Origin of the sequence: Rhodococcus koreensis, from assembly GCF_017068375.1 — a bacterium.
In the GTDB taxonomy this organism is placed as follows: domain Bacteria; phylum Actinomycetota; class Actinomycetes; order Mycobacteriales; family Mycobacteriaceae; genus Rhodococcus_F; species Rhodococcus_F koreensis.
The window spans coordinates 108,097-133,482 of record NZ_CP070611.1; the positions used below are offsets into that span (position 1 = coordinate 108,097).

18 protein-coding genes and 7 pseudogenes are annotated in these 25,386 nt (G+C 62.9%); 14 read left to right on the plus strand and 11 right to left on the minus strand.

Features of this window, described 5'->3' with window-relative positions:
* Positions 1-449 precede the first annotated feature (449 nt).
* From JWS14_RS52105 to JWS14_RS47115, 3 genes are all read right to left on the minus strand, one after another.
* Positions 450-773: a hypothetical protein gene (locus JWS14_RS52105; RefSeq protein WP_420855183.1), complete on the minus strand. Its 324-nt coding sequence runs from the start codon at positions 771-773 to the stop codon at positions 450-452.
* 7 nt (positions 774-780) lie between these two features.
* Entirely contained in the window at positions 781-1,425 is a 645-nt protein-coding gene (locus JWS14_RS47110; RefSeq protein WP_206017077.1) for an FAD-dependent oxidoreductase, read from the minus strand.
* A gap of 191 nt (positions 1,426-1,616) precedes the next feature.
* Positions 1,617-2,432: an alpha/beta hydrolase gene (locus tag JWS14_RS47115; RefSeq protein ID WP_241031886.1), complete on the minus strand. Its 816-nt coding sequence runs from the start codon at positions 2,430-2,432 to the stop codon at positions 1,617-1,619.
* Positions 2,433-3,062: 630 nt separating this feature from the next.
* Here JWS14_RS47115 and JWS14_RS47120 point away from each other — a divergent pair.
* The 3 genes from JWS14_RS47120 (at position 3,063) to JWS14_RS47130 (ending at position 6,108) form a co-directional block, all read left to right on the plus strand.
* Positions 3,063-3,998 (plus strand): acetaldehyde dehydrogenase (acetylating), encoded by a 936-nt coding sequence (locus JWS14_RS47120; protein WP_206017079.1) that lies wholly within the window; start codon positions 3,063-3,065, stop codon positions 3,996-3,998.
* A gap of 2 nt (positions 3,999-4,000) precedes the next feature.
* Positions 4,001-5,059, plus strand: coding sequence for a 4-hydroxy-2-oxovalerate aldolase (gene dmpG, locus JWS14_RS47125; RefSeq protein ID WP_206017080.1), 1,059 nt, complete (start codon positions 4,001-4,003; stop codon positions 5,057-5,059).
* Between the two features lie 212 nt (positions 5,060-5,271).
* Positions 5,272-6,108 (plus strand): SDR family oxidoreductase, encoded by an 837-nt coding sequence (locus JWS14_RS47130; protein WP_206017081.1) that lies wholly within the window; start codon positions 5,272-5,274, stop codon positions 6,106-6,108.
* Positions 6,109-6,481: 373 nt separating this feature from the next.
* Here JWS14_RS47130 and JWS14_RS47135 read toward each other — a convergent pair.
* Positions 6,482-6,703: pseudogene (locus JWS14_RS47135) on the minus strand (integrase core domain-containing protein); the annotation flags it as partial.
* 382 nt (positions 6,704-7,085) lie between these two features.
* On the opposite strand from JWS14_RS47135, the gene JWS14_RS47140 reads away from it, so the two are divergent.
* The gene (locus tag JWS14_RS47140; RefSeq protein ID WP_206017343.1) at positions 7,086-7,787 is read left to right on the plus strand and encodes a recombinase zinc ribbon domain-containing protein; all 702 of its coding nucleotides are present in this window, start codon (positions 7,086-7,088) and stop codon (positions 7,785-7,787) included.
* 184 nt (positions 7,788-7,971) lie between these two features.
* Positions 7,972-8,115: pseudogene (locus JWS14_RS47145) on the plus strand (IS110 family transposase); the annotation flags it as partial.
* Between the two features lie 913 nt (positions 8,116-9,028).
* Here JWS14_RS47145 and JWS14_RS47150 read toward each other — a convergent pair.
* The gene (locus JWS14_RS47150) at positions 9,029-10,126 is read right to left on the minus strand and encodes a 2-oxo acid dehydrogenase subunit E2 (RefSeq protein WP_206017082.1); all 1,098 of its coding nucleotides are present in this window, start codon (positions 10,124-10,126) and stop codon (positions 9,029-9,031) included.
* 27 nt (positions 10,127-10,153) lie between these two features.
* Positions 10,154-12,494: pseudogene (locus JWS14_RS47155) on the minus strand (transketolase-like TK C-terminal-containing protein).
* Positions 12,495-12,608: 114 nt separating this feature from the next.
* Here JWS14_RS47155 and JWS14_RS47160 point away from each other — a divergent pair.
* Positions 12,609-13,598, plus strand: coding sequence for an IS630 family transposase (locus tag JWS14_RS47160; protein WP_259376174.1), 990 nt, complete (start codon positions 12,609-12,611; stop codon positions 13,596-13,598).
* Between the two features lie 262 nt (positions 13,599-13,860).
* On the opposite strand, the gene JWS14_RS47165 is transcribed toward JWS14_RS47160, so the two are convergent.
* A complete protein-coding gene (locus JWS14_RS47165) occupies positions 13,861-14,811 on the minus strand; it encodes a LysR substrate-binding domain-containing protein (RefSeq protein WP_206017083.1) in 951 nt (316 codons plus the stop codon).
* Between the two features lie 203 nt (positions 14,812-15,014).
* On the opposite strand from JWS14_RS47165, the gene JWS14_RS47170 reads away from it, so the two are divergent.
* A complete protein-coding gene (locus JWS14_RS47170) occupies positions 15,015-15,674 on the plus strand; it encodes a TetR/AcrR family transcriptional regulator (protein ID WP_206017084.1) in 660 nt (219 codons plus the stop codon).
* A gap of 63 nt (positions 15,675-15,737) precedes the next feature.
* On the opposite strand, the gene JWS14_RS51605 is transcribed toward JWS14_RS47170, so the two are convergent.
* Both JWS14_RS51605 and JWS14_RS51610 read right to left on the minus strand, forming a co-directional pair.
* The gene (locus tag JWS14_RS51605; RefSeq protein WP_338051809.1) at positions 15,738-16,406 is read right to left on the minus strand and encodes a transposase; all 669 of its coding nucleotides are present in this window, start codon (positions 16,404-16,406) and stop codon (positions 15,738-15,740) included.
* 10 nt (positions 16,407-16,416) lie between these two features.
* Positions 16,417-16,920, minus strand: a complete 504-nt coding sequence (locus JWS14_RS51610) for a helix-turn-helix domain-containing protein (protein ID WP_338051810.1) — start codon at positions 16,918-16,920, stop codon at positions 16,417-16,419.
* A gap of 92 nt (positions 16,921-17,012) precedes the next feature.
* Between JWS14_RS51610 and JWS14_RS47180 the strand changes: the two genes are divergently transcribed.
* From JWS14_RS47180 to JWS14_RS51615, 3 genes and pseudogenes are all read left to right on the plus strand, one after another.
* Positions 17,013-17,345, plus strand: a complete 333-nt coding sequence (locus tag JWS14_RS47180) for a hypothetical protein (RefSeq protein ID WP_206017085.1) — start codon at positions 17,013-17,015, stop codon at positions 17,343-17,345.
* Between the two features lie 133 nt (positions 17,346-17,478).
* A pseudogene (locus tag JWS14_RS47185) lies at positions 17,479-18,240 on the plus strand (IS5 family transposase).
* A 241-nt stretch (positions 18,241-18,481) separates the two neighbouring features.
* Positions 18,482-19,313 (plus strand): annotated as a pseudogene (locus JWS14_RS51615) (transposase).
* Between the two features lie 270 nt (positions 19,314-19,583).
* Here the strand turns inward: JWS14_RS51615 and JWS14_RS47195 are convergent.
* Entirely contained in the window at positions 19,584-19,880 is a 297-nt protein-coding gene (locus JWS14_RS47195) for a DUF1330 domain-containing protein (RefSeq protein WP_206017086.1), read from the minus strand.
* A gap of 697 nt (positions 19,881-20,577) precedes the next feature.
* Here JWS14_RS47195 and JWS14_RS47200 point away from each other — a divergent pair.
* The 4 genes and pseudogenes from JWS14_RS47200 to JWS14_RS52115 form a co-directional block, all read left to right on the plus strand.
* Positions 20,578-21,837, plus strand: a complete 1,260-nt coding sequence (locus tag JWS14_RS47200; protein WP_206017087.1) for an MFS transporter — start codon at positions 20,578-20,580, stop codon at positions 21,835-21,837.
* 600 nt (positions 21,838-22,437) lie between these two features.
* On the plus strand, positions 22,438-22,752 hold the full coding sequence (locus JWS14_RS47205) for a hypothetical protein (RefSeq protein ID WP_206017088.1): 315 nt from the start codon (positions 22,438-22,440) through the stop codon (positions 22,750-22,752).
* 496 nt (positions 22,753-23,248) lie between these two features.
* Positions 23,249-23,587: pseudogene (locus JWS14_RS52110) on the plus strand (hypothetical protein); the annotation flags it as partial.
* A gap of 118 nt (positions 23,588-23,705) precedes the next feature.
* Positions 23,706-24,026: pseudogene (locus JWS14_RS52115) on the plus strand (hypothetical protein); the annotation flags it as partial.
* An 884-nt stretch (positions 24,027-24,910) separates the two neighbouring features.
* On the opposite strand, the gene JWS14_RS47210 reads toward JWS14_RS52115, so the two are convergent.
* Entirely contained in the window at positions 24,911-25,138 is a 228-nt protein-coding gene (locus JWS14_RS47210; RefSeq protein ID WP_206017089.1) for a DUF3263 domain-containing protein, read from the minus strand.
* Positions 25,139-25,386: the final 248 nt, after the last annotated feature.

Below are 25,386 nucleotides of genomic sequence, written 5' to 3' on the forward strand. Positions count from 1 at the left end.
CGACCAAACTCAACGATAAATTCGACAACACCCACATCATTAGGAAGCGGCAAGGGTGCGGCCGCCCGCACGACGTGAGAGTCGCCGTCGGAGGCCCTCGCCTGGCGGTGTGGACAGTCGAGTCATGGATCTCGACATGGTGAATCAGACGGCGGTCGACGACGTATGCACCAGTCGGCGGCACCTACCGGCCATCCCATGTCTCGGAGCCGCGACGAGGGTGGTCAGCACCGAGGACAGTGTCATCTGAAAAAGGGCGGACGAACACCAGAGCGCTTTCATCCGCGTCGCCTGTGTCGTGAAGTATTCACAGTAGCCGCGCTGTGCCACTCGACCTGGACTTGCTCTCTGAGTGCGACGAAATCGTCTGCCCTGCGATACACATCGCGCCGACCAAGGAATCGCCGTTGCGGCATGACACTGCAAAGCTGGACTCGTCGCCTGAAGGGTCAGCGACGCGTGCCTCGTCGAAACTTCGCAGGTGCCCAGTGCCGCGCACGGTTACGCCGAACAGGCGCGACGAGAAGTTGGGGACTGGCGTGTAAGGGACGTGTAAGGGGCGCCACAGTTCCGTAGAGCTGAGATCGTGCCGCCGCTGCCGCTTGGTCGACCGCGTTGCCGGCGTTCTCGAGGCGGAGGTAGCCGCCAACGCCGACATGGAGCCATCGCGCTACATCGCCTGCCGCCACAATTCCCGGAGACACCCGACATCGTGCATCACAGCGGACACCATCGTTCAGATCCGTGTTTGGACGGCATCCTGTTGCCAGCACGACGACATCAGCGGGCAGGCACCGTCCGTCGTTCAAAAGGACCTGGCGCGCAGCTTCGAACAGCAGTGCGCCCGGTGATCAAGTTGACACCGTGTGCGCGGGCAAGGCCTGCAACGCGCTGCCCGAGCTCTTCATCCAACACCCGTCCGAGCGGCGTTGACAGGAGTTCGACAGGCGTCGTACCGAGACCGATTGTGCGACAGGAGGATGCGACTTCCAGACCAGTGAGACCCGCACCAATGATGACAACCCGGGGTTCGCGCTGAAGCTCAAGGCGCAGCGCCTGAGCCTCGCCGAGAGTGTAGAGAGTGAAGGCGTCGTGCGCCCTTTCCTCGTCAGGCATGGTGCGCGGTCGTGCTCCCGTAGCTATGACCAGACCGTCGAAGGTCAGTGAAGACCCGTCGGAAAGCGTCAGCAGATGGTTGCGCGTGTCGAGTTCTATCGCCCCGATGTCAAGCATGAGCTCGGCGATGTCGGACTGCGGCATTGACAGGGCGGCTGAGTCTATCTGACCAAGAAGGAACTCCGTGGAAAGCGGCGGTCGCTCGTACGGGAGTTCGGCCTCTTCGCTCAGGAAGCGGAGTGAGCCGTCGTAGCCGAGATGGCGGATCTCCTCAGCGGCCCGGATTCCAGCGTGGGACGCCTTCGACAATCACCACATGATCCATGCGTCTCCTCCAGTACGAGGTCCGAGCCCATGTAGTGGTTATGTTGGGCAACGATCTGATTTGTTGTTTAGGTTCCGAGTTCTGCGCAGTCGCATCGGATCGCCCGCTGGTGGGACGGTACCTCGGCCAAGAGTTGGGACGCGAGCAATCCCTGGTCGAGCGTGCCAGGCCGAAGTCACCAACAGCGTGCCAGCGCGTCGGCAGCTTCCTCGACCGCCACGAGTCCCCGCGGCAGGGCCTTGGGCAGGACAATCGCGTGATGGATTAGTCCGTCGATGTCGATGGTTCGGACCGGGACCCCTTCCACCCGTAGCCGTTGGGCGTAAGCAAGGCCATCGTCTCGCAGCGGGTCGAGTCCGCCGACGATGACCGTCGTTGGCGGTAGCCCTGCCGTGCTTTCCGCGTGCAGCGGAGACAGCATCGGATTTCGACGATCGGTTTGCGGGGCATACTTCTGCAGTGCCCAGTTCAGCTGTCCTTTGCTGAGCAGGTAGTCTTCACCTAGCTCCTGCCAGGACGCCGACTCGAAAAGCGCGTCCAGAAGTGGGACCAGCAGTAGCTGATGGTCAAACTGCAATTGTCCACGATCGCGGGCCATCAAGGCGACCGCAGCTGCAAGGTTGCCACCGCTGCTGTCCCCGGCAATAGCCAGTCTGCTCGAGTCGCAACCGAGCTGTTCCCCGTGTTCGCGGGCCCATAGCGCTGCGGCGTAGACCTGTTCGATCTGTGTCGGAAATTGAGACTCAGGGGCATACTCATAGTCCACGGCCAGCACCGCACAGCCACTCCGAAGAGCTAGGAATCGGAAATAGCTGTCGAGCAAATCGATGGTTGTACGCACCCACTGACCGCCGTGTGCCCATACGACTAGCGGTGCTGGCGACTCGGTTTCCGGCCGGTAGAGACGGGCGGTGACCGTGCCCTGGTCCGGGCCAGGGCTGGGGAACGATAAATCGCGAATCTCGGCCAACTCCACCCGATCAAAGGTCATCGGCCGAAACGCCTCTACTGCGGCCCGAAACTCAGAGATGGGAATGCTATCCGGCGGTGGGGCGGGCGACGCCGTGGCACGTTCGATGAACGCTATGGTCTCTTTATCTAAGGACACAGCGGACCTCCAGTCTATATTGAGCGCGATTGAACACGGCGCGAAGTTCGGTCCCGACGATCTGTACTCGGAACGCGATCATGTCGCGACGGTATTCGGCAACGCTATGACGAGCTCGCTCTATCTGTCGATTCGTGGAAAATCAACACCCACTTGACAATCCACGAAGAACATCGACAAGGAGGAAGACCATCGACAAGGAGATCGTCTAGAGCGTGCGCTGCGTATGGTGATCCGTTATCGACAACTGCGATCGGTGCGGAAGTCGGCAACACCCGAATTCCTGCCCCTTCGCAGTCTCCGTAGTTCCCTTATGCAAGATGCAGATGGACACATCGACTAATGTGCGTTGATGCTGGTACGGCATTTAGGCGGCCCGCGGCTGCCCACCGTCAAATCGGGTACGTTCCCGCGCATAGTAGAACGACCTTCGAGACGTTGGGCCTGGCACATAGGGGCGTGAGCCACGCCTCACTGATGGTGCCGCGTTCGGCCAACAAGCGGGGAGAGTGAATGAAAAAGACGAAGGTCGCGATCATCGGATCCGGCAACATCGGAACCGATTTGATGATGAAGACTATGCGCTCTAGGACACTTGAGGTAGCGGTGCTCGTGGGTGTCGATCGAAACTCGGATGGTTTGGCGCGCGCAGAGAGCCTCGGGATCGCGACCACGCACCGAGGTTTGGACCATCTCGTCACGATGCCCGAATTTGATGAAATTGCTGTCATTTTCGATGCTACGTCGGCAGCTGCACACGAACAGCACGCCACCATCTTGCAAGAGACGAACAAGCGGGTCGTCGATCTCACGCCGGCTGCAGTAGGTCCCTTCGTGGTTCCAACCGTCAACCTGGACACCGTCGCCGGAGAAAGCAACGTAAACATGGTCACCTGTGGTGGCCAGGCGACGGTGCCGATCGTTTCGGCGATCTCCCAGGTGACGCCAGTGCACTACGCAGAGATCGTCGCGTCGATTGCCTCCAGGTCCGCGGGCCCTGGTACTCGGGCGAACATCGACGAATTCACTGAAACAACGTCTCTCGCAGTGGAAAGCGTCGGCGGCGCAACACGCGGAAAGGCAATAATCATCCTGAATCCAGCAGAACCGCCGCTGATGATGAGGGACACGATACTGTGCCTTTGCGACGATGCTGACGAGAAAGAAATAGAGTCCTCCGTCGAGCGTATGGTAGCGGCTGTAGCTGAATTCGTTCCCGGGTACCGGCTCAAGCAAAAAGTACAATTTCTGCGCTATACTCCGAATTCGCCCCTTCCACTTTCAGAACCTGAAGGCGTTTTCGTCGGACTCAAAGTGTCCGTATTTCTTGAGGTGGAGGGCGCTGCTCATTACCTTCCATCCTATGCTGGAAACCTCGATATTATGACGTCGGCGGCACTTCGAACCGCCGAACGCATCGCCGAGATTCATTCGGGGACAGGAAAGTAGACATGCCGAAAGTATTTATTACAGACGTCACGCTTCGCGACGGCATGCACGCGATCGGGCACCAATATGATCTTGGCCAAGTTCGGGAGATCGCCGCCGCACTCGACGATGCAGGAGTCGATGCGATTGAGGTTGGCCACGGTGACGGCCTCAACGGATCCGGCCTGGCATACGGATTCAGCCGGCACACCGATCTCGCCTACGTTCGCGAAGCGGCGAAGGTGACGAAACGCGCAAAGCTTGCGTGTGTCCTGCTTCCGGGCATCGGCACCATCGACGACTTGAAACGCGCTCGCGACACGGGAATCGAACTAGTCCGCATCGCCACCCACTGCACGGAGGCTGATGTGTCCGCTCAGCACATTGCGGCCGCCGCAGAGCTCGGCTTCCACGTCTCCGGATTTCTGATGATGTCTTCAGCTACTACGCCGGACAATATCGGTATTCAGGCCGGAAAGATGGAAGGCTATGGCGCCCAATGCGTGTACCTGGCGGATTCGGCGGGTAGCCTGACGATGGCCGACACAGCAGCACGCTTCCGGGAACTCGACGCCGCTCTCCAGCCAGGAACGGAACGCGGCATCCATGCGCATGAGAATCTCTCGCTGGCGGTGGCGAACACGGTAGTCGCCGTCGAGAATGGAGCCAGTCGGGTCGACGCATCTCTGGCGGGCATGGGCGCAGGTGCCGGCAACTGTCCAATCGAGGCGTTCGCGGCGGTCGCCAACAAATACGGGTGGAAACACGGCTGTGACCTGTTCAAACTGCAGGATGCGGCCGACGACATCGTCAGACCCCTGCAGGACCGCCCGGTTCGGGTTGATCGTGAGACGCTTACACTCGGCTATGCCGGGGTTTACTCGAGTTTTCTGCGGCACGCGGAGCGCGCCGCGAGAGATTTCGATCTCGACTCTCGTGCCGTCATGCTCGAAGTCGGCCGCCGCAGATTGATTGGGGGGCAGGAAGACATGATTGTCGATGTCGCGCTCGATCTAAGTCGACGCAAGAATGCCGCACTTGAACGTGGGGACGAGTGCTCTACAATGGTCTGTCCGATGTAGATATGTTTGCCGACGTATACGCTAGCAATCGCGCCATGTCCTTAATCCGGGTGACGCGATTGTCGCGAAGCGGACTCGGCGCCATCGCAAGCTGTAGGTGCGACAGGCGATGACCAATGTGATCATCATCGATGGAATGCACCGTGGCCCCGCTTCCCGGGCCAGATGTCCCAATGAAGTCCCAATCGATTCCCAACTTGATGGAGGTACTAGTGACCACATTGATCACCGGCGCTCGTGGCGGTATCGGCAGGAGTCTGCTGCATCGTCTGCACGCGTCCGGTCATGATGTCCGTGCCGCGGGCCGCGCCCCGGAGAAGGCTCAATTGCCTGCCGGTGTACCGGCTGTCGCGCTGGACCTCGCCGAACCGAAGACGTTTGCCTCGGCCCTCGCCGGCGTGACCGACGTTTTTCTCTACGCTGATCCGGGGCGCATCGATGCACTGCTGGATGCCGCCGTATCAGCGGGCGTGCGGCGTGTGGTGCTGCTTTCGTCGGACTCGGTGGTCGTCTGCGACGGAGAGCGCAATGCGCTGGCTCGGCATCACCTGCTAGTGGAGCAGGCCTTGCGCGCGGCGCCACTCACAGCGACCGTCCTGCGCCCTGGTGGATTCGCCACCATGGCACTGGGATGGGCGGAGTTCATACGCGCAGGTCAACCGGTGGAGCAGCTATACCCAGAGACCCGATTGGACGTCATTCACCCCGAGGACATCGCCGAAGTCGCCGAGTTGGCGCTGACCACAGACAAGCTGGATGGTGAGACCATCACTCTAGGCGGACCGGAGGTAATGAGTTTCCGAGACCAGGTGCGGACGCTGGGGGAGTTGTTGGACCGCCAGATCGAGGTGCGCGAACCGACGCGGAAGCAGGCAGCCGAGCAGTTGGCCAGCCACGTCCCCCCAGCGCTTGTCGAGGCCGTGCTCGACTACTGGGCCATGCTGCCCGAGCGTTCCGAGGCCTCACGTTCCACAGCGATGATCAGCGGTCGTCCTGGGCGCACATTCAGCCAGTGGGCGACCGAAAATCTGACCACGTTCCAGCGATAGGGGTAAACCCGCGGAGAACCTCGAGACGAGGAGTTGGGCAGTCGGAGTGTGCAGTTCCGGCTGACAGTATTCGCGCATGGATACCGTCGCTGGGGCCAGCCCACACAAGGCGACAGGCAGGTGTAGGCCGCGGCTGAGTGCTGATCACCAACACCACGAGTTGGATGAGCGCCGGCGTCGATGGATTCGTTGCCGTAAGCATCCGAACGTCACATTGGTGGCGGTTGCGACTGAGGCGAGGGCGCTTAGTTTGTGAAGTTGGCAAGGTTGGACGTTGGCCCAGTCAGCGGTCGATTTATCACGTGGTGGATATTGAGGTTGCCCAAGCTCTTCTGGTTGGGCGGGTGTCAGCATCGGGAGTGGACACCCGATTTCATGCGGCGACTGACAGCGTAGACGACGCGATCAGCCGTTGTTCGAACTCCACCGGGGTGAGGTATCCGAGGGCGGAATGGCGGCGACGTCGGTTGAAGTACGAGAGCCACTCGAACAGCTCCAGCCGTGCCTGCGACTTCGACGTCCAACTCCGTCCGTGCAGCCACTCCCTCTTGAGTCCTTGGAAGAACGATTCGGCGAGAGCATTAGTGTGTCCTGAAGACGATTGCGAGGTAGCGATGTAGAAGGCGTAGTCGCGTGATTGTCGTGCTGTTGTGGAGATGAAGGTAGGTCCTTCGGCACCGGTATGCAGGTGCAGGTGTCAAACCGCCCCGAGCTGCTGCGGTGAATGAGTCGTGGTGGTAAGCGTCGTGGGAAGAGCCACACAAGATGCGGCCGGTATGGGTCGAGAAGGCGAACGCGAGTGAACCACTGATGACGTGTCGTTACGCCAAGTGACATCAAAACCGTGGCCTTAATGCTGTCCCGGGCCGCCTACGGGGTGGTGGCCGCGTTCGCAGGCCGGCGGTTCCCGCTGCGCGCCTACGGCGGGGTCTGGGCCGGGCAGCCGCGCTGGGGCGTCCGTCGAGCCGGATGGGACGGTGCACACCGGGCAGATCGAGCGGTCCCGAGCCGAATGGCCGGTGCTGATCCCCGGTCACCACGACGGCTACATCGGCTGGGCCGACTACCTGGCCAACGAGACCCTGGCCGCCAACCGCACCAATGCCGGGGCCCGGCCACCGCGGGAGGGGTCGGCGCTGTGTCAGGGCATCCTCGTCTGCGGGTCCTGCGGCAAGCCGATACGCACCGACTGCCTGACCGACCAGAGGCCGTCCTACGAGTGCAGCTCCCGTGCCGATCGGCTCACCACACCGACCTGCCGCTCCGTTGCGGCGGCCACCGTCGACGACGTGGTGGGCGAAAGGTTTTTGGCGGCAGTCGATCCCACCGAGATAGTGCTCGCCCTGGCGGCCGCCGACGAGGTCGCAGACCGGCACCGGCGAGTGAGTCGGGCGCACGAGCTCGCCGTCGAACGTGCCCGTTACGAGGCGGACCGGGCCGAACGCGCCTTCCACTCGGTCGAGCCGGAGAACCTGCTGGTGGCCCGCAGCCTGGAGCCCGTCGGGAGGCCAAGCTCGCCGCCCTCGCCGACGCCGAGCAGGCCCTGGCCGCAGCCCAGGACACGCTGCCGCCGCTGCCCAGCCCCATCGAGTTGGAGAAACTCGCCGCCGACCTCCCCGGGCTCTGGCACGCCCCGACCACCAGCAACAAGGACCGCAAGCGGCTGCTGCGCACCCTGATCGCCGACATCGCCCTGCCCCCGGAGACGGACCGCGGCATAGTCAGGATCAGGATCCGCTGGCACACAGGAGTATCCGACGAGATAAGGGTGGAGCGGGCAGTCCACCCCGGAACCGCGAAGCGCAGCCCGTCGCCAGCGGTGGAGGCATCTCCGCGCCCGAGGAACTGCGTGATCAGATCCGCACCCGCGCCGGCCATAGGGCCATGCTGCGCTGGATGCGCAGCCACGGCGACCTCGCCCGGATCGGCGTCGAGTGCACCGGCTCCTATGGTGCCGGCCTGCTCCGGTGCCTCGACAAGGCCGGGCTCGTTCTCGAGGTCACGGCTGCCGTGAGGGTTCGCTCCGGGCACGTCGACGGCCAGTGGGAATCCGTCCACATCGGGCACGACATGGATCGTCGATCCCTTCTGACCTCGCCGGTAGGACTCCGTTCGGTCAGTAATCCCCGTTTTTGGTATGCACGCGTGTCGCGCAGGGGTTGCTGCCGTCCAGTCGAGTTCGCGGGGCGCACCGAGCAGATCGAGGACTTCGCGGCGCAGTTTGTGGCGCAGTTTGTGGCGCAGTTTGTGGCGCAGTTTGTGGCGCAGTTTGTGGCGCAGTTTGTGGCACAGTTTGTGGCACACTGGGGTCGCGACGGTACTTGCACGGCGACGGGCTTGCCGGGCGCGCCCTGCTCGTCCTCGTCGAGCCGGGCCTGGAGGAACTCCACGATGCCGATGCCGTGTTCATCGCGCGGGCCCGCACGCTCGGTGCGCGGTCACGAATGTAGGTAACACCGGACGATGGCGGAAGATGGCGCTACGCAAATCTACTGGTCAGCACGTAGACGTCGATCGCGGGCTTCCGCCGCCGTGCGGCAAAGCGCCGGAATCGACCGTTCGACGCTCACCGCATCCGGTACAAATTGCAGAGACAACTGATCTTCCGTGCATCCCATAATGTACGACAAGTCACTTCAATACATGAGCCACACTCAAGGCGGTGGGGTGTTGGAATTCCCGAGTTTTGTCTTGCAGAGGTCGACTAGCTGGGCTCGATCCGTCGACTCCAAGTGTGGCGCGTGACCGGTTTGCAGAAGCCTCAGCAGACGCAGGTAATAGGTCCTGGGTTGAATTCCGAATTCTGGCAGGATGTACTCTTCGCCTTCGCCGTAGTTTGCCCATTGCAGTGCAAAGTCGATGTAGCGGACGATTTCGGCGGCTCGACTCTTGGAGCGCGGCGATGAGGTCCTGGGGGCCATTACTGCACCTCCTCGTCGGTAAACCTGCTTTCCAGCCGCTGCCGGACGGTGGTGAGGTAGCGGGTGGCGTCGGCGCCGTCGACGATGCGGTGATCGTACGAGATGGACAGATGCGCCATCGATCGGACACCGATCTGCAGTGCCCCACCCTCGCCTCGGGTGGGGACGACGCGTTCGACGACGGCGCCGATACCGAGGATCGCGGATTGGGGTTGGTTGATGATGGGGGTGTCGAACAGTGCGCCGCGGCTGCCGGTGTTGGTGATGGTGAACGTGCCGCCGGTGAGATCGTCCGGGCTGACCTTTCCGGTTCGGACATTGTCGGCGCTGGTAGCGATGGCCTGGGCGAGGGTGGCGATGTCGAGTGCGTGGGCGTCGCGGATTACCGGCACCATCAGGCCCTTGTCGCTGTCAACTGCCATTCCCAGATGCACGGCCGCGTGATAGGTCACCTCGGTGCAATCCGGGTTCACCGAGGCGTTGAGGACCGGATGCTCGTCGAGCGCCTCGACCGCCGCCGAGACGAAGAACGGTAGGAAGGACAGCTTCACTCCGGTACGGCGGTGGAACTCATCCTTGTGGGCAGTGCGCAGTCGAGCAATTTCGGTGACATCGACCTCGACCACGGTCGTGAGTTGCGCTGAGGTCTGAAGAGATTCGAGCATGCGACGTGCGATGGTCTGCCGGATCCGCGGCAACTTCTCGATGCGATCAGCAGCGACAGGCCCCGACGCGGTCGGCACCGACGACACCACCGGCGGCGTGATCGCTGCGGGTGGCGAGGCGTCCGGTGCGGACGCTGGTGTGGACGGCCCGGGTTGCGGGGGCGGCGCCTCAGTATCAACCGAGCTGATCAATGCGAGTGCTCCGCCGACAGTGACGACCTCGTCCTCGGCGGCGAACAGTTCGACGACGATGCCATCGGAGGGTGACGGTATCTCGGTGTCGACCTTGTCGGTGGACACCTCGAGCAGCGGCTCGCCCGCCGCGACTCGGTCCCCTCGGGCCTTGAGCCAGCGGGTGATCGTGGCTTCGGTGACGTTCTCGCCGAGCGACGGCAGCAGGACGGTGGTCGCGGCGATCTGATTCGTGATCATTCGTGGTGTCTCTCTGGGTTCTCTGGGTCAGTCGATGAGGTCGAGTGCGGTGCGGACGACGGCATCGGTGTCGATGCCGTGGTAGCGGTAGACGTCGTCGAGGGAGCCGACCTGCCCGAACTTGCTGACACCGAGCGCGGCACCGCGGACGTGGTTGATGCCGGTCAGGAACGCGAGGGTGTGCGGGTGTCCGTCGAGGACGGTGACCATCGGTGCCGCCCGGTGGGCGGGGAAGACCTGGTGGAGGATCCAGGACGGGGCGTCGGCGAGGCCGCGGCGCGCCTGCACCGCCTCACAACAACCCGGGGCTGGTCACGCACACGACGTCGGCGGCAATCCCCTGCTCGGCTAACCGGTCCGCGGCGGTGAGGGTTTCGGTGATCATCGCGCCCATCCCGACCAGCGTGACGGTCGGGTTGTCGGTGTGCCGGAGGGTGTACGCGCCGGCGACGACCTGACGGCGGCGGCGTTCCCGGGCGGCGGGATCGGTGGGGACGGCGGCGAGGGTCTGGTCGACCGGGCGGGTCGAGAGCCGCAGATACGACGAGGAGCCGTCCGGGCGGCCCAGGCGGGAGATGCTGTCGAGCAGCGTCCACTCGACGTCGATCGCGAAGGCGGGTTCGTAGCTGATGCAGCCGGGCTGTTCGAGGCCGATCGACGGGGTCTTGATCGACTGATGCGCCCCACCCTCCGCCGCCAGGGTCACCCCGGACGGGGTGCCGACCAGGATCGACTGCCCACCCGCATAGATGCCGTACGACCAGGGCTCGAGGGCGCGTTCGACGAACGGGTCGTACATCACCCCGATCGGGAACAGCGGCTGTCCCCAGCGACTCCAGGTGGAACCGAGCTCGCCCATCAACCCGACCAGGTTCGTCTCGGCGATGCCGAGTTCCATGTGCTGCCCGGTGGGCTTCTCCCGCCAGTGCATGATCGTCTCGGCGTCGTCGTCGAACCAGTTGCGCCGCTCGTGCGGCGACCACACCCCCACCTTGTTCAGCCACCCCGCCAGGTTCGTGGTGGACGAGACATCCGGGCTGACGGTCACCACCCGTTTCGCCGCGTCGGGGGCCTCCCGGGACAGGTCCAGCAGGGCGCGCCCGAGGGCGGCCTGGGTCGTCGATGTCCCGGAGGGGGTGCGGCCGATGTCCGCCGGCACCGACGGCGGGGTGCCGAATTCGACGGGGTCACGCCGCAGCCACTGTGCAACCGCATCGCAGACCCGGCCCGCGACACTGTCCGGCTCGAACCGCGCCCACGGGTTCGCAGGGTCCATACCCAGTTCCGCGGCCAGCTGTTCGTACTGTTCCGCCGTCAGCAGCGACGAGTGATTCTGCGGATGCCCCTGCGTCGGCAGGCCGCGGCCCTTGATCGTGTAGGCGATGATCACCGTCGGGCGGGTGTCGTCGATCTGTGCGTACGCGGCGCGCAGGGCGTCGAGGTCGTGACCGCCGAGGTTGCGGATCGCTTTGAGGAGGGTGTCGTCGTCGAGGCCGGCGATCAGGGCGGCAATGGCCATCGCATCCGCCCCCGCTCCCGGCAGCCGGTCCCGCACCTGCTCGGCGTCGCACCGCAGCAGTCGCTGGTATTCGGGGTTGGGCATGTCCAGGATCCGGGTCCGCAACGCCGCACCACCGGCCCGGGTAAACAGCGACTCGAGCAGGGTCCCGAATTTGACGGTGATCACCTGCCACCCGGCGGCTGAGAACATGGCCTCGAGCCGGCCCGCGGCGATGTTCGGCACCACCCGGTCCAGGGACTGCCGGTTCAGGTCGACGATCCACACGATCTCCCCGAGTTCGGACACGGACGTGTCGAGGATCGCCTCCCACACCGCGCCCTCGTCCAGTTCGGCGTCCCCGACGAGCGAGTACTGGCGGCCCGTGCCCGCAGAACCGATCTGGGTGTTCACGTAGCGGCGGGCGATGGCACCCCAGATCGGGGCCGTCGCACCGATCCCGACCGACCCGGTCGAGTAGTCCACCGGATCAGGGTCTTTCGACCGCGACGGGTACGACTGCAGCCCGCCGAACTCGCGCAACGTCGTCAGATACTTCGCGTCCAGTTCACCGAGCAGGTAGTTGATGCCGTGCAGCACCGGGGAGGCATGGGGTTTGACCGACACCCGGTCACCGGGCCGGAGCTGCTCGAACCACAGCGAGGTCATGATCGACACCATCGACGCGCACGAGGCCTGGTGACCACCGACCTTCAACCCCGTCGGGTTGGGACGAACCCGGTTGGCGTGGTGGATCATCGACGTCGCCAACCAGAGCACGCGCTGCTCGACCTCCACAAGCGCTTCCGGTGTGGCTGAGTGGAGGGTGAGCTGCGCCGTGCGGGTGTCGAGAATGCGGGCGTCGTTCATCAAGTTGGTCCTTACTAATTAGTGCGTAAGTATGTCGACTATTGGCCTTGTGTCTGATTGAATCACGGTGTGCGAGATAACGATGGCCGCAAACTCGACCATGCAACCCTTGCTGTGTTGAGAAGGCGTGCGGTGGAGCAGGTTCAGGCCGGGGCGCACCCCGAACAGGTCGCCGAGACGTTGGGGCTGCACCGCAAGACCGTCTACGGGTGGGTCGCGAAGTTCCGCGCCGGGGGCTGGGAGGCGCTCGAAGCGAAACCGGTGCCCGGCCGACCTCCCACCCTGACCGGCGATCAGCTGGCGCGGCTGTATTCGATCATCGTCGGCACCGATCCGCGTCAGCTCGAGTTCGAGTTCGCCCTGTGGACGCGGAACATGATTCGCGAGGTGATAGGCCGCGAGTTCGGGGTCACCATGTCCGAGGTCACCGTCGGCCGGTGGCTCAAAGCGATGGGATTGTCCCCGCAGAAACCCCTCTACCGGGCGTATCAGGCCGACCCCGAGGCCGTCGAGCAGTGGAAGAGCACGACGTTCCCGAAGATCCAGAAACAGGCGAAGAAGGCGAAAGCGACGATCTACTTCACCGACGAGGCATCCGTGCGCAGCGACTACCACGCCGGCACCACCTGGGCGCCGGTCGGGCGCACCCCGGTCGTTGCGGTGACCGGGGCCCGGTTCTCGGTGAACATGATCTCCGCGATCAGTGCCAAAGGTGCTCTGCGGTTCTCGATCATCGATGGCACCCTCACCGCAGCGAAGTTCATCGACTTCTGCAAACGCCTGCTCCGCGACAACGACGGGCCGGTGTTCTTGATCCTCGACGGGCATCCCGTCCACCGGTCCAAGGCCGTCACCGCCTTCGCCGACTCCACGGGCGGCCAACTGACCCTGTTCCGCATCCCCGCCTACTCGCCGCAACTCAACCCGGACGAATGGGTATGGAAGAACGTCAAACACGACCGCATCGGCCGATCCGGCATCACCGGGCCCGACCAGTTCAAGACCCTGTGCACCCGGGCTCTGCGGCGGCTGCAACGCATGCCGCACCTCGTCCGCGGCTTCTTCGCCGACCCCCACCTCGCCTACATCCGCGCCGCCGCATAATCAGTCGACATACTTACGCTCGCCTTAGTAACTACGGGTGGTTCCGGGCATCGAGAACGAGTTTTGATTGTGCTCAGCTGATGATCGGCAGCAGATTGGTGGTGACCGCAGGGGTAAGCCCACTGGACCGGTCCTGAACCTAGATGACCTGGGTAAATCTTGAGCGATATAGGATCGACAGAATGGCGTGGTTCAGATTCTGGGGCGCACAGGAATTGAACGTTGGCCGGCCATGAATCGGCTTGTGTACTGAGACAGTGGATCAAGCGACTGCGGGACGAATATTGAAGAGATTGCTCGGGTTCCGCTCTGTCGGTGTTGAGCGCTCACTCGCCGAAGAAAGCTGCTTCAGCAACTTTGATAGTAACGGATTCGCGGCACGCTCATTCTTCACGCATACGAACATCTTGCGCTCTGCCCAGTTGTCGTGGAGGGGACGCACAACCGCGCCGATATCGGTAGCCAGGAGTGTCGCGACCTTGAGGGGAAGAATGCCGACACCGAGATCCGCCTGAACCATACGACAGATCGCTTCAAAACTACGGACCTGCACTTTGGGCTCAAATTCTCTGCCGGCTAAACTCGCCCGCTCAGACAGCAGACGCGTGATTGACGAACCGTTCTCAAGGGTGACTAGATCATGATCTAGCAGATTCTCGAAGCTCGCATCCACCTTCGTCGCAACTGGATGCCCGGCCGGTGCCAGTATCGCGAGACGGTCGGCATCGTAGACGAATGCATCAAGTCCGCTGGTCGGGATCCCTTCCACCACGATTCCGAGATCGGCCCCAGATTCACGAAGAGCGCGTGTAATTTTTTCGCTTCGGCATTCTTCGACGATCAGCTCCGCATCCGCGTTCGCTTTCGAGAACGTGGCGAGATCTTCAGGGAAGTGCTCTAGCATCATGGAGGAGTCCACAAGGAGCCGGAGAACGGCTTGACGACCCGCAGAGAAATCTTTCAGGGTCAGCTGCATCTCGTGCATCTGTGTCAGCACTGACCTCGCCTGGGGTAGCAGCCATTTCCCTGCCGGCGTGAGCGTCATGCCTCGTGGCGTCCGGTCGAAGAGCGAAGTCTTTAGCCGCGCCTCCAAAAGCATAATGCGGCGGCTTGCACCGGCTAGCCCGATATTGGAGGCCTCAGCTGCCTTGGTCAAGCTCTGGAGCTCGGCCGCCTGTACGAAAAGTGCCAATGAGTCGTTGTCAGGTAGCACGTTGATCTCCTCTCCCAACGGTTAGGCGCATTGCCGGGCGTTGATGCCGAACAATGAGGGTAGTCAGCGGTCGTCCGCACTGGTCAGCCGTTCACTTGATGTATTTGGATTGCAGTCCAAGTACTATGTGACCATAGACACATGACGCCATATAGGCAAGACTCAAGTCCAAGTTGTTGGAGACGGGATGGTGTACTGAGGTCATGGCAGCCAAAGTGGCGGTGTCGCGCGTTGACGGACGGACGCGCGGCAGATACAAGCGGCGTGACCGGATATTCGATATTGCGATCACGCTCTTCGTCGAGCAGGGATACGACGACACGTCGATGGAACAAATCGCCGCAAGTGCGGGAGTGGCGCGGGCAACCGTCTTCAACCACTTCCCGCGCAAAGCCTCATTCCTGGAGGAGTGGACGGCGCGGCGCCGGAGTCAGGCTGCTCGCATCTATTCAGGCAGGACGAGCCGAGCATCGTCGTTGCAAGAGGTTCTCGGTGGATACCTCAGTGCGCTCGTCGCCCTGGCGGAAGGAAGCCGCACCGAGACCATGAAAATTATGCCACTGCTAATTCGGGTCAACGGCATCCATGTCGAACCGCTGAGCCGCGAACTTGCCAGCCTCCTTATCGACCGATCGGACGAGCTTCGGCCTGACATCGATGCTGAGTTGACCAGCAGGCTCATTGCGCTTGGGTACTTGTCCGCGTGTATCCGGTGGGCAGAGCAGGACCCGTCGCTCGACCTTGGCGAGGAGATGGAGTCGCTGCTGCATGTAGTGCTTGAGGGTGCCCGCCCTGCCGCGAGCGCGGCATGGAAACCTTCCAGTCCCGTAGATCAAGGGAGCTCAAGGTCGCGTTCGCGTTGACCAGAGATCTATGGCGAGACCAAGCGAGCAACTAAGTGGTTCCGCCCATAAGTTCGTTGGGGGTCATGCGGCACGGGCTTGAGCGGTTGTTTTGTCGGGCTGATCATGGTCGCGTTCGTAGCGGTCGAGCCTGGCGAGCAGATCGGCGAGGTCGGCGGTGGTGAACTTCCATTTGAACGGTTGGGCTGCCCGGTTGTAGTGGGTCTCGAAGGCCGCCAGTCGTGCGGCGACTTCGTCGGTATCAGTAAAGTCGTTGGGCGAGACAATCTTTCGTTGCACTATGGAGAAGAAGATCTCGACTTGGTTCAACCACGACGCGTGCACCGGTGTATGGACCATGATCGCGTTGGGAAACTGTTCGGCAAGCCGGTCGATCGCCGCTTGCCCCCGGTGTGAGGAGCCGTTGTCCACAATCCAGAACACTCGCTCCGCCGACGCGTAGGGCTCCTGGGTCATGACCTGCTCGACGAGACGGGCGAACGGAACGATGCCGGTGGTGTCCTCGCAGCGACCGAAAACATTCGCGCGGTGCACATCGTAAGCAGCGAGGTAGGCGAGGGCGCCGCGCCGCTTGTAGGTGTGGTTGACCCGCATCGTCCGGGAGCAGCCGGGTGGAAGTGTGGGGTGACATCGGCAGCGGGCCTGAATGGACGTCTTCTCGTCAGAGGAGATCACATAGTCATGCTCGCCCAACGGTTCCCCATCCCACACCCGGGCATACAGGTCGAGCACACGGCTAGCTTTAGCGGCGAAGTTCGGATCGGAGATGAAGATCCACGACTGATGCTGCCAGGGCTTGAGGGCGTCCTGGGAGCCACCTGCGAATCGTGGCCTGCGAGATCGACGCACAGATCCCGTCGGTGACGGCGTGGCGGGCCAGTTCCGGACACGACCACCGCGCCAACGGCACCCCACACTCCTTCGGGGGTGTGCAGGCCATCGCCTTGACCCGCGTGACCTGCACCGGGGTGAACTTCGGTGGCCGACCCGACCGTTTCGCGTCTCCCAACGACGCCACGCCCGGCGCGGCGTTCCAACGGCCCCGCCACTTGCGGACGGTCTCCACACTCACGAGTAACGCCCGGGCGATCGCGAACTCGGGCACCGATCCGCAGCCCACAAAACGATGGTGGCGCGCAGCACAAGACGCTGTTCGGTGCGCCCGGCTCGAAGCAAACGATTCAGCTCGCGGCGCTGGGATCCGGTCACCCTGACCGGATCCGCACTGATCAAAGGCAATGCTCATAGCCCAAACCGAAGTTCCCAATAGTCACTTCAGTCTCGAGTTTCACCCGGCGGACTGGCTCGCGACGCGCCGGTCGGGCAGGATCAGTGATCATGGCCACGCCTCCTCAGTCCACGAAGACGTGGCTGCAACAGCGCCTGTCCCAACGCGCACGCGAACGCTGGCCACAGCTGACCGGTGTCGGAGTTCGGTTCCGTGGCCAGTTCGCCTATGTCACCGGTGAACTCGTCGACGGCGATACCCAGCCATTGATGCGACTACGCTACGGCGGGTCCGCCTCCCAATGGGGCTTCGCGGCCTACCTTGCGAGCAAGGACGGATACGAGGACTCCTTCCTGCCCAACGGCCACACCGCCGGACTCCCAGAAGACGCCCTCGACACCGTCTGCGGTCTCTACCTCAACGACCCGACGGCCTGGACCTGACCCCCCAACGAACTTATGGGCGGAACCACTAAGTCTAAGAGCGTGTCTCATGTGGATGAAGTGACCTGTGGGACATAATGTGACGCGTGGTAGATGAGTTGTCTCTGCGTTGGTGCCGGATGCGTTGTGGGAGATGGCCGAACCGTTGATTCCGCGATTCGCCGCGCGGCCGCAGGGAGGTGGCAGTACACCAGAGGATGATCGGGCGGTGTTCACCGCGATCGTGTACGTGCTGACCAGTGGATGTGCGTGGCGGCATCTGCCGCCCTCGTTCGGGGTCACCGTTCCTACCGCGCACCGAAGGTTTACCGTCTGGGCGGCGGCCGGGGTGTTCGAGAGACTGCACCGCGAGGTGCTCGACCGCCTCGGTAGCGCCGGTGAACTCGACTGGACGGCAGCAATCCTGGACGCTGCGAGTGTGCGGGCGAAAAAAGGGGATCGCTGACCGGGCCGAGTCCGGTCGATCGCGCAAGAAGGGGTCGAAGATCCACGTCCTGTCGAGGCCAACGGCATCCCGCTGGTCGTCGATGTGTCCGCGGCGAATACCCACGAGGGCACGATGCTGCAACCGATGGTCAGCGCGATCCCGGGCGTGAGGTCTCGGCGCGGACCGCGCCGACGCAAGCCGGGAAAGCTTCGCGCCGACAAGGGCTACGACTACGACATTCACCGACGGTGGCTGCGCGAACGAGGCATCGTCCCGCGGATCGCCCGCCGCGGCATCGAGCGAAACGATCGCCTAGGCCGGTACCGATGGAAGATCGAACGCACCATCGCCTGGCTCACCGGCTACCGGCGCATGACCATCCGCTACGAGCGCCACGGCGAACACTTCGCCGGCTTCCTTCACCTCGCCGCCGCACTCACCTGCTTCAAGAAGCTCCGACTTGTATGAGTGTCAGCGGTTCGTGATCGGGTCAGCTACCCGTAGCGTCCCGTAGCAGACCGGAAGGGCTGACTCGAGAAGCTCCTGTCACTTGCACGGTGCGTTGACCCTTGTGGGGTGTGTCCGACCCTCCCGGTCTGCGTTCGCGGAGTGACTGAAGAGAGGCGTGACCCCAAGCTGCTGTGAGAGGTACTTGAAGTCGGATTGTCCTCCGCGGATCCCATCCTGACAGAGAAGGGAACCGTCTTCCATGATCGTCATCGGTATCGACCCGCACAAGTCCACCCACACCGCAACCGCGGTCGACCCGGCCACCAACACCGACCTCGGCTCGATCCGCATCGACACCACCCTCACCGGCTACAAGACGCTGATTGCCTGGGCCAAGTCCTGGCCGCAACGCCAGTGGGCGGTCGAGAATGCCTACGGCCTCGGACATCACCTTGCGCAGTGGCTGCTCGTCCTCGGGGAGGTCACCCTCGACGTTCCGACCACCGCCACCGCCCGGGTGCGGGAACTTTCCCGCGGCAGCCGCCCTGTTACGAAGCTTCCGCGCCAAGAGCCCTGTCGACCGGATGCGCGTCGGGCTGTGTCGAGATCTCATCGCCGACATCCGCCGCCTCGACGACCAGCTCGCGGCGAACGAGAAGCAGATGGCCGAGACCCTCGACGAGCACGGCACCCGCCTGCGCGAGGTCGACGGAATCGGTGCGGTGACCGCGGCCCGGCTGATCGGCCGCACCGGCCGGCCAGATCGTTTCCCGACCGCGGCGGCCTATGCGAACTACAACGGCTCGGCACCGGTCCAGATCGCCAGCGCCGACACCGACCGGCACCGACTCTCACGCTACGGCGACCGACAGCTCAACAGCGCGCTCTACACCGTCGCTGTGGTTCAGATCCGAATGCGCGCCAGCGCCGGGCGCAACTATTTCGGGAAGAAAATCGCCGAGGGCAAGAAGCCGGCAGCGGCCAGGCGCGCCCTCAAAGGTCACCTGTCCGATCACGTCTGGCGCATCATGCTGTCCGACGAAAAGCGTCGTCTTCAACCAGAGAAGAATCAATCCGTCAGGGCAGCTTGACAAACAGAGAGGCACCCCAGGTGAGACAAGCTCTAAGATCGACTACGTCCATCGGGCGGCTCGCCTCAAGACGCATCGGCGCTGCTCGCTTCCCAGCCATGGCGAACCTCAGAAGTCCACGCAGCCTTGCAGCCGGCGCTCATGCGCGTGGCAACGAGGTGGTCCATAACCCGGGCACATCCAACGGCCACTACAACTCCGACCGGGGTGCTCGCGGCTCACAACGAGCAAAGCGACACCTGACTCATGCGCTGCTGGTTGGAAGCAATGTCAATGATCTGGCACTCCCTCGACCGCTACTATCCGAGCTATCGCACTCCGTTGTCGAACTTGTCGGGCCGGTGAGTACTCTGCTGAGTCGACCCAAGCTTTCGCCGACCTCACGTCCGGAAACTCAAGAATGGCGAGTCGTTTCGGCGACCAGTCGCCTTCGAGGACCTCCAGGCTTCCGCCGCGGGCAAGGAAGCGACCGCCATATTTCTCTACCGACGGCGGAGAGAGCGTCGTGTACTCCTTGAAAGCGTTGGTGTCGGTGATTTCGATTTCACTGATTACATATGCTGGCATGTTAATTGAACTCGTCTTCCGGTATTAGTGTGCTGTGTTCCTGGGATCGCGAGTATCTTCGATTCAGGCCGATAATGAGCTAAGAGTAACGGAATATTCGACGGCAACGGTTCGTGAAAAGTACATCGAGTACGCCTGCGCGTATGGCGAAATCGCAAGTAGGATCGGGCGCTTTCCGCGCCCGCTAGGGCATGTCCTGTCTTTTCGGCGGTCGCGGAGTGGTCTATCGGTTACTGGTAAAAAAGGTTCACGTCCGAGGCCGGCCGGCAAGTTGCTCACGACCTAGGCGGAGCTGTATCGGTGGTAATTCTCCGCGGCGTGTGCAGATATTCTTCGGGAGTGGGAATTGACGGACTCAACCTGCAACAACTATATAGCCTGATTCAAGCCGTGATCGATTAGCAATGCGCGAAGACCCCCTACGCTAAGCGCGTATGGACTCGCGATGACGGCGGCTCGTACGCTGTCGTCTAGCTACCAAGAGGATGTGGTTGCTAACCAGTAGCCGCAGAACAAAATTACGAGCCGTCTCGTTCGATCAGACCATCCCATCTCTTCGCGCCTAGATTGACGCTTCCGCATGATGAGCCTTACGAAGCGTTGGAGCGTCTGAGAAAACGGCATCCGATCAGCGGTTATCGCGACTTCGCCGCAGTCGCCTCCTCGCACATTTCCCGCCTTCCTCAATGGAGATCCTATGAGTGCATCGACGCACGAATCGCTGTCAGGCTCCACTGTCATCGCTGCCCAATCCAAGACAGTGGAGTTCCGGCGACACTGGCGGGCACTCGCCGCAGCCACGATCGGAATCGGCTTCGGTATTGCGATCGTCCCTGTTTTTACAAATGGGCTGGTCGTCGGCGCGCTCGAGGAGGAGTTTGGCTGGAGCCTTGAACAGCTTTCACTTCTACAGCTCGGCTCGCTGATACTTGTCCTCACCGCCCCGCTCGTCGGATTCCTCGTCGACCGATTCGGTGCGAGGATACCGTCAGTGGTATCAATGGCGGCACTGGGTGCTGCGTATCTCACGATGTCTGCCAGCGGTCCAGTCTTCCTCTGGTACCTGCTGATGTTCGCTCTGATGTACTTGCTGGCTTCGGCTACAACACCCGTATCGTTCACACGAACCCTGAATGAGCGGTTTGACCATGCACGAGGTCTTGCCCTCGGTATCTCGCTCGCCGGCGCAGGTGCTGTTGCCTTCTCCCTTCCGGTGTTTCTGGGCCCCCTGCTAGCGGAGAGTTGGCGGTCCGGATACCGGGTCATTGGCTTTCTTGCGTTGGCCGCCGCCGTCATTATCTTTGTGCTCATGCCGCGTCGGACCGCGCAGTCAGCCGCATCGAGGCCGCGGTCTGAGAAGCTCGCTCGGCAGAGTATTGCCCCGCTGCTTCGTGATGCGCTGTTCAGGCGGCTGGCAGTCGCTTTCTTCATCCTCTCGGTATCCGCATTTTGGATGACACTTAACCTGGTACCGCTATTGCGCGAAGCTGGTGTGTCGTCCGGTTCGGCTGCGCGGACCGTCGGGCTTATCGGAATCTCGATGATTATGAGCCGTCTGGTGGTTGGATGGCTCGTTGATCGCTTCTTTGCGCCCCGGGTTGCAGCTTGCGTCGTGTTCGTCACTGCGCTGGGTTTCGCGGCGCTCGCATTCGGCGGTGCGGCCTTAGGGACCGTAGCTGCGCTTGCGGTTGGGTTGGCGCTCGGCGCCGAGGTCGACCTGCTCGGCAACCTGACATCGCGCTACTACGCCATGGCGCAGTACGGCCGTATGTTCGGAGTCCTCTACGCCGTGTTTAGTCTTGGAGTGGCAGTCAGTCCCTTACTGGCGGCGGTGTTGCATCGCGTCACCGGAAGTTATACAGTGCCGCTGGCGATTTCGGCGATTCTACTCGTCGTAGTGGCTGCAATCTTCTTTACGGCACCGAGGTACCCGGTCAGTTCAGTATCCACCGCCTAATGGGAGTCGACCGGATAACCTTCGATGGGAGCACGTCGTACGGACGAAGAAAATCGTTATACGCGATCCCGGTGAGTGCTGGCGTTCCCTCGAAGCGGAGTGAGGCAATCGATGATCCTCGTTGGAGAAGGCTGGGCCGAGGACCATCGAAACCTGCACTTGATGAATCCCGCCGGACCGATCAATGGCTCGCGTCCGCGCACCGGCGGGGCTGCCGCCGCTCGAGGGTCCGGCGTCGACAGCAGAACGCCTCCTGCTGTTGCTGCACTACGGGGATCGACTGGGATTCAGGATGGGTCGGCCGGCGGCGGGAAACGTACTGGACCCAGCACCTGCCGAACAGTGTTCGGGTCGCCACATATATCGGTGGCGGCGATCTCGACCGGTGGTGGTCAGTGGTCTCCCGGTCCCTCGAATCGGAACCGACGAACACCGACCAACGGCTGGAACTGGCGCCGTTGCTGCGTGAGGAGTCCGAGGCGGTGCTGACGTTGCTGCGTGAGCGTCCGCGTCCCACGTCCCACGTCCCACGTCGTACGTGCTGCGCACGCGGATCGTCGCCGAAGCCGTGGCCGCCGCTCGCACTGCGGGAAGGAAGAAATGATGAGGTCGACGGTGCGCTGGGATGTCGAGCTGACCGCGCTGTCCTCGATCTCCCAGAAGGGGGAGGACTCCGGAACGACGACGACACTGTTCCGGCGCGAGCCGGTGATCCAGCCGGACGGCAGGCCGGTGCTGGTGCCGATCGTGTCCGGGAACTCCCTGCGCGGCGGGTTGCGCAGGATCGCCGAGGAGCTGTTCCGCGATGTCATCGGCTACGAACAGCAGATCCCCCTCTCGGCGGCGCACGCGCTACGCAACGGCGGCTCTTTGACGAAGGTCACCGGCGACGGTCTGACCGGTCGTCGGCGGTAGCGACTGCGGGAGCTGGTTCCCCCGATCGGGTGTTCGGCGGCAACGGCGGAGGTCAGCACCGATCGATGGCTGCCTGAAGGTGGGCAAGGTCCCAGCCACGGCAGTGGTCGGAGCCGGCAAGGATGTCGGCTCGTCGATGCTGATGCGATTCGAGGTCGAAACACTCCCTGCGGGAACCCGTTCCCGCGGGTGCGTGAGACCGAGACGATCATGACCTGGGCCCGTATGACGGCCGGCTGATGAGTCAGTTCGAGTTGGTCTCCCTGGAGAGCTACAGCCGATTCGACGACACCGACACCCGAACGTTCCCCGAAATCATCAGAGGCATGTAGCGAGCCCGGTAGCGGCCCTGCCGATCCGAGATCACCGCCGGCAGCGGGGTCCGCGCCGAATCGGATCGGGTGGTGTTGGCCGGCCCGGACCCGCAGTCAGTGGACTGGCGCGTCGAGCTCGCACCACTGCGCGATGGGGTCATCGAAGCATTGTGCTGGCTGACGTGACGGGCACCGGGGAGATGGCACCGTTCGTTGTCGGGGCGCACCTGTCGTCGGGACTGGCGCATGCGACGCCGTGGGGAATCAGTCTCACGGGATCCTCGCGGCCGAACTGTGGGCCGATCACAAGGCCGCGGCAACTCGATCGAGGGGAGTATGTGCCGGCGCTGACACCCGAGTGCGCCCCGCCCGACCTCGAGCTGCCACTGGCTCGGTGCGAGCTCGCAGGCGCGGACTGGCATTGGTGTGCGACGTCCCCGAGGACCCGGCCGGTGATCCGGTGGCGCGGCACTGGGCATCGCGGGCCGATCACCGCGGGCTCGAGCAGCTCAGTCACAATTCGAAACCTCTTGCGGCTGGACCGGGCCACCCCTCTCGAAATCTCGTTCTTCACCGATGTGTGGGGCAGATTCGCGCGTGACGGATTCCTCGGAGGGCGCAGCGCGATAGGTCACGGGCGGTACCAGCACTCGCACGGTCACCTGGCGTGGAGTCGGAGATCTCGACGGCGTCGCCACGATTCTGGGTGGCTTGGATGGCATCGGTAAGAAGCGGGCCCATGGTGAGGGTCGGGTTGTGCGGTGGGAGTTCGAACACTGCCCCGCCGCCGACCGGTGGGCGTCGGCGCACCTGCATAGCGACGGGAGTCTCGGGCGCACCACACCACCGGCCTGTGTGCCCGAGCTCTTGGAGCCGGAATCGGCCGGCTTCGGGTTGGCCGGTCTGCGGCCGCCGTATATGCGCCCGACCCGAATGAGGCAACTCCACCTACCTCGATGAGTGTTGCGCGCGTACCGGTTCGGTGCATGTTCTACGCGCGATGTCACTCAACTCATCGATCTCGGATCTTCCTCTTCATGACGGGATAAGGCCGCTTCGAAGAGGACACGAATGCCGTGACGGAGGACATCGATCACGGCGTGACGGCCGTGATGCGAAGTCGAGTCGCGCTGTCCAGGTCAGGGGATACCGTCCGCCCCACCGAGACACCATCTGCGGGAAAGGAAAATGAGCGAGATGACCGATACCGACACACGGCCCAGGATGGCGTTGGCCGCTCCGGAGTGGCACCACGGACTGGCGCCGCTTCTGCAGCTGGTGCCACACCCCTGGCCACCCGCCGTTGCCAGCGCACCCGGCGACCGTGGCTGCGTATCTGGTCGACGCCGCAGACACCCTCGCCGACGTGGGGAGTGGGCCTACTCACCGCGCTCACCGCGCGCGCGAACACCCCACGCCCGCGCGCGCGACTGTGTGTTTCGGGATCTCGCAGGCTGGATGGAATGGAGGGGTGTCCACCTATGGCGAGCAGGGGCTTCGAATCACACCTGATTTCACTTTGCTGCGAGCACATTTCGCGCACTACCGGCGAAATGGTGGTGGTGGGTGCAGATCATGCTGGTGGGCGGGCACCGGAGGATCTGCCGACCTCCGCCGGCGAGGAGTCCGTAGGTCGCAGCCAGTCTGTGGGATGACTGCTGTACGCAACGTCTCAATCAAACAGCATCGGACTGGGTGTCGAGTCATTTTGGATCGGTCAGGTCGGAGGCAGCGCAGTCATGGTTGATTGGGACTTTTGGGTGTGCCGATGCGGGCGGTTGCAGTGGGCCGGCCGCCAGACGGCGAGTTCTCCACGATGCTGCTGCTGCGTCGGCTTTACGTTGTCATTGCGGTTCTTGAAACGAAGTCAACTTCGCAAGGCAGTGTTCCCGAAGTTGCTGTCTCATGGTCGGGTCGAGGCCGGAGGCGAGCCGCTTTTCCACCATCCACAGCACGCGTTGGTAGAAAATTTTGGGGGGTATTCCGAACTCAGTGAAGATGTAGTAGTCACCGCCACCGTAGCGTCTCCACCGTAGGGCGAAGCCCAACAACGCATGGTCGTAGGTATCCATTTGGTTCTCCGTGGTGTCGATCTCGGTCGGCGTTAAGCCGAGAATGATGGCGACCGTGGCTTAGCCTGCTGGTCGGCGCGACCGATGGGTGGTTGCGGCGTCCATCGAGGAGAAGATCCAGTCAACGTCTCGTTGGTGGTCTTGTCCACCGTTTTCCCAGGTCCGCAGCGTCTCGCCGCTGATGCTGAGGCCCCACGGCCGCGTAGGTTCGGGTGCCGCCGCCTGCGTGATACAAATCGACCGCGTCC

What these genes read in the sequence shown, in the direction of transcription:
- JWS14_RS47205 (WP_206017088.1), top strand. Translation starts at nt 22,438, where the DNA reads ATGATGAGGTCGACGGTGCGCTGGGATGTCGAGCTGACCGCGCTGTCC.
- JWS14_RS51610 (WP_338051810.1), bottom strand. Translation starts at nt 16,920, where the DNA reads ATGAGCATTGCCTTTGATCAGTGCGGATCCGGTCAGGGTGACCGGATC.
- JWS14_RS47120 (WP_206017079.1), top strand. Translation starts at nt 3,063, where the DNA reads ATGAAAAAGACGAAGGTCGCGATCATCGGATCCGGCAACATCGGAACC.
- JWS14_RS47195 (WP_206017086.1), bottom strand. Translation starts at nt 19,880, where the DNA reads ATGCCAGCATATGTAATCAGTGAAATCGAAATCACCGACACCAACGCT.
- JWS14_RS47180 (WP_206017085.1), top strand. Translation starts at nt 17,013, where the DNA reads ATGGCCACGCCTCCTCAGTCCACGAAGACGTGGCTGCAACAGCGCCTG.
- dmpG (WP_206017080.1), top strand. Translation starts at nt 4,001, where the DNA reads ATGCCGAAAGTATTTATTACAGACGTCACGCTTCGCGACGGCATGCAC.
- JWS14_RS47115 (WP_241031886.1), bottom strand. Translation starts at nt 2,432, where the DNA reads ATGACCTTTGATCGGGTGGAGTTGGCCGAGATTCGCGATTTATCGTTC.
- JWS14_RS47200 (WP_206017087.1), top strand. Translation starts at nt 20,578, where the DNA reads ATGAGTGCATCGACGCACGAATCGCTGTCAGGCTCCACTGTCATCGCT.
- JWS14_RS47210 (WP_206017089.1), bottom strand. Translation starts at nt 25,138, where the DNA reads ATGGATACCTACGACCATGCGTTGTTGGGCTTCGCCCTACGGTGGAGA.
- JWS14_RS47150 (WP_206017082.1), bottom strand. Translation starts at nt 10,126, where the DNA reads ATGATCACGAATCAGATCGCCGCGACCACCGTCCTGCTGCCGTCGCTC.
- JWS14_RS47170 (WP_206017084.1), top strand. Translation starts at nt 15,015, where the DNA reads ATGGCAGCCAAAGTGGCGGTGTCGCGCGTTGACGGACGGACGCGCGGC.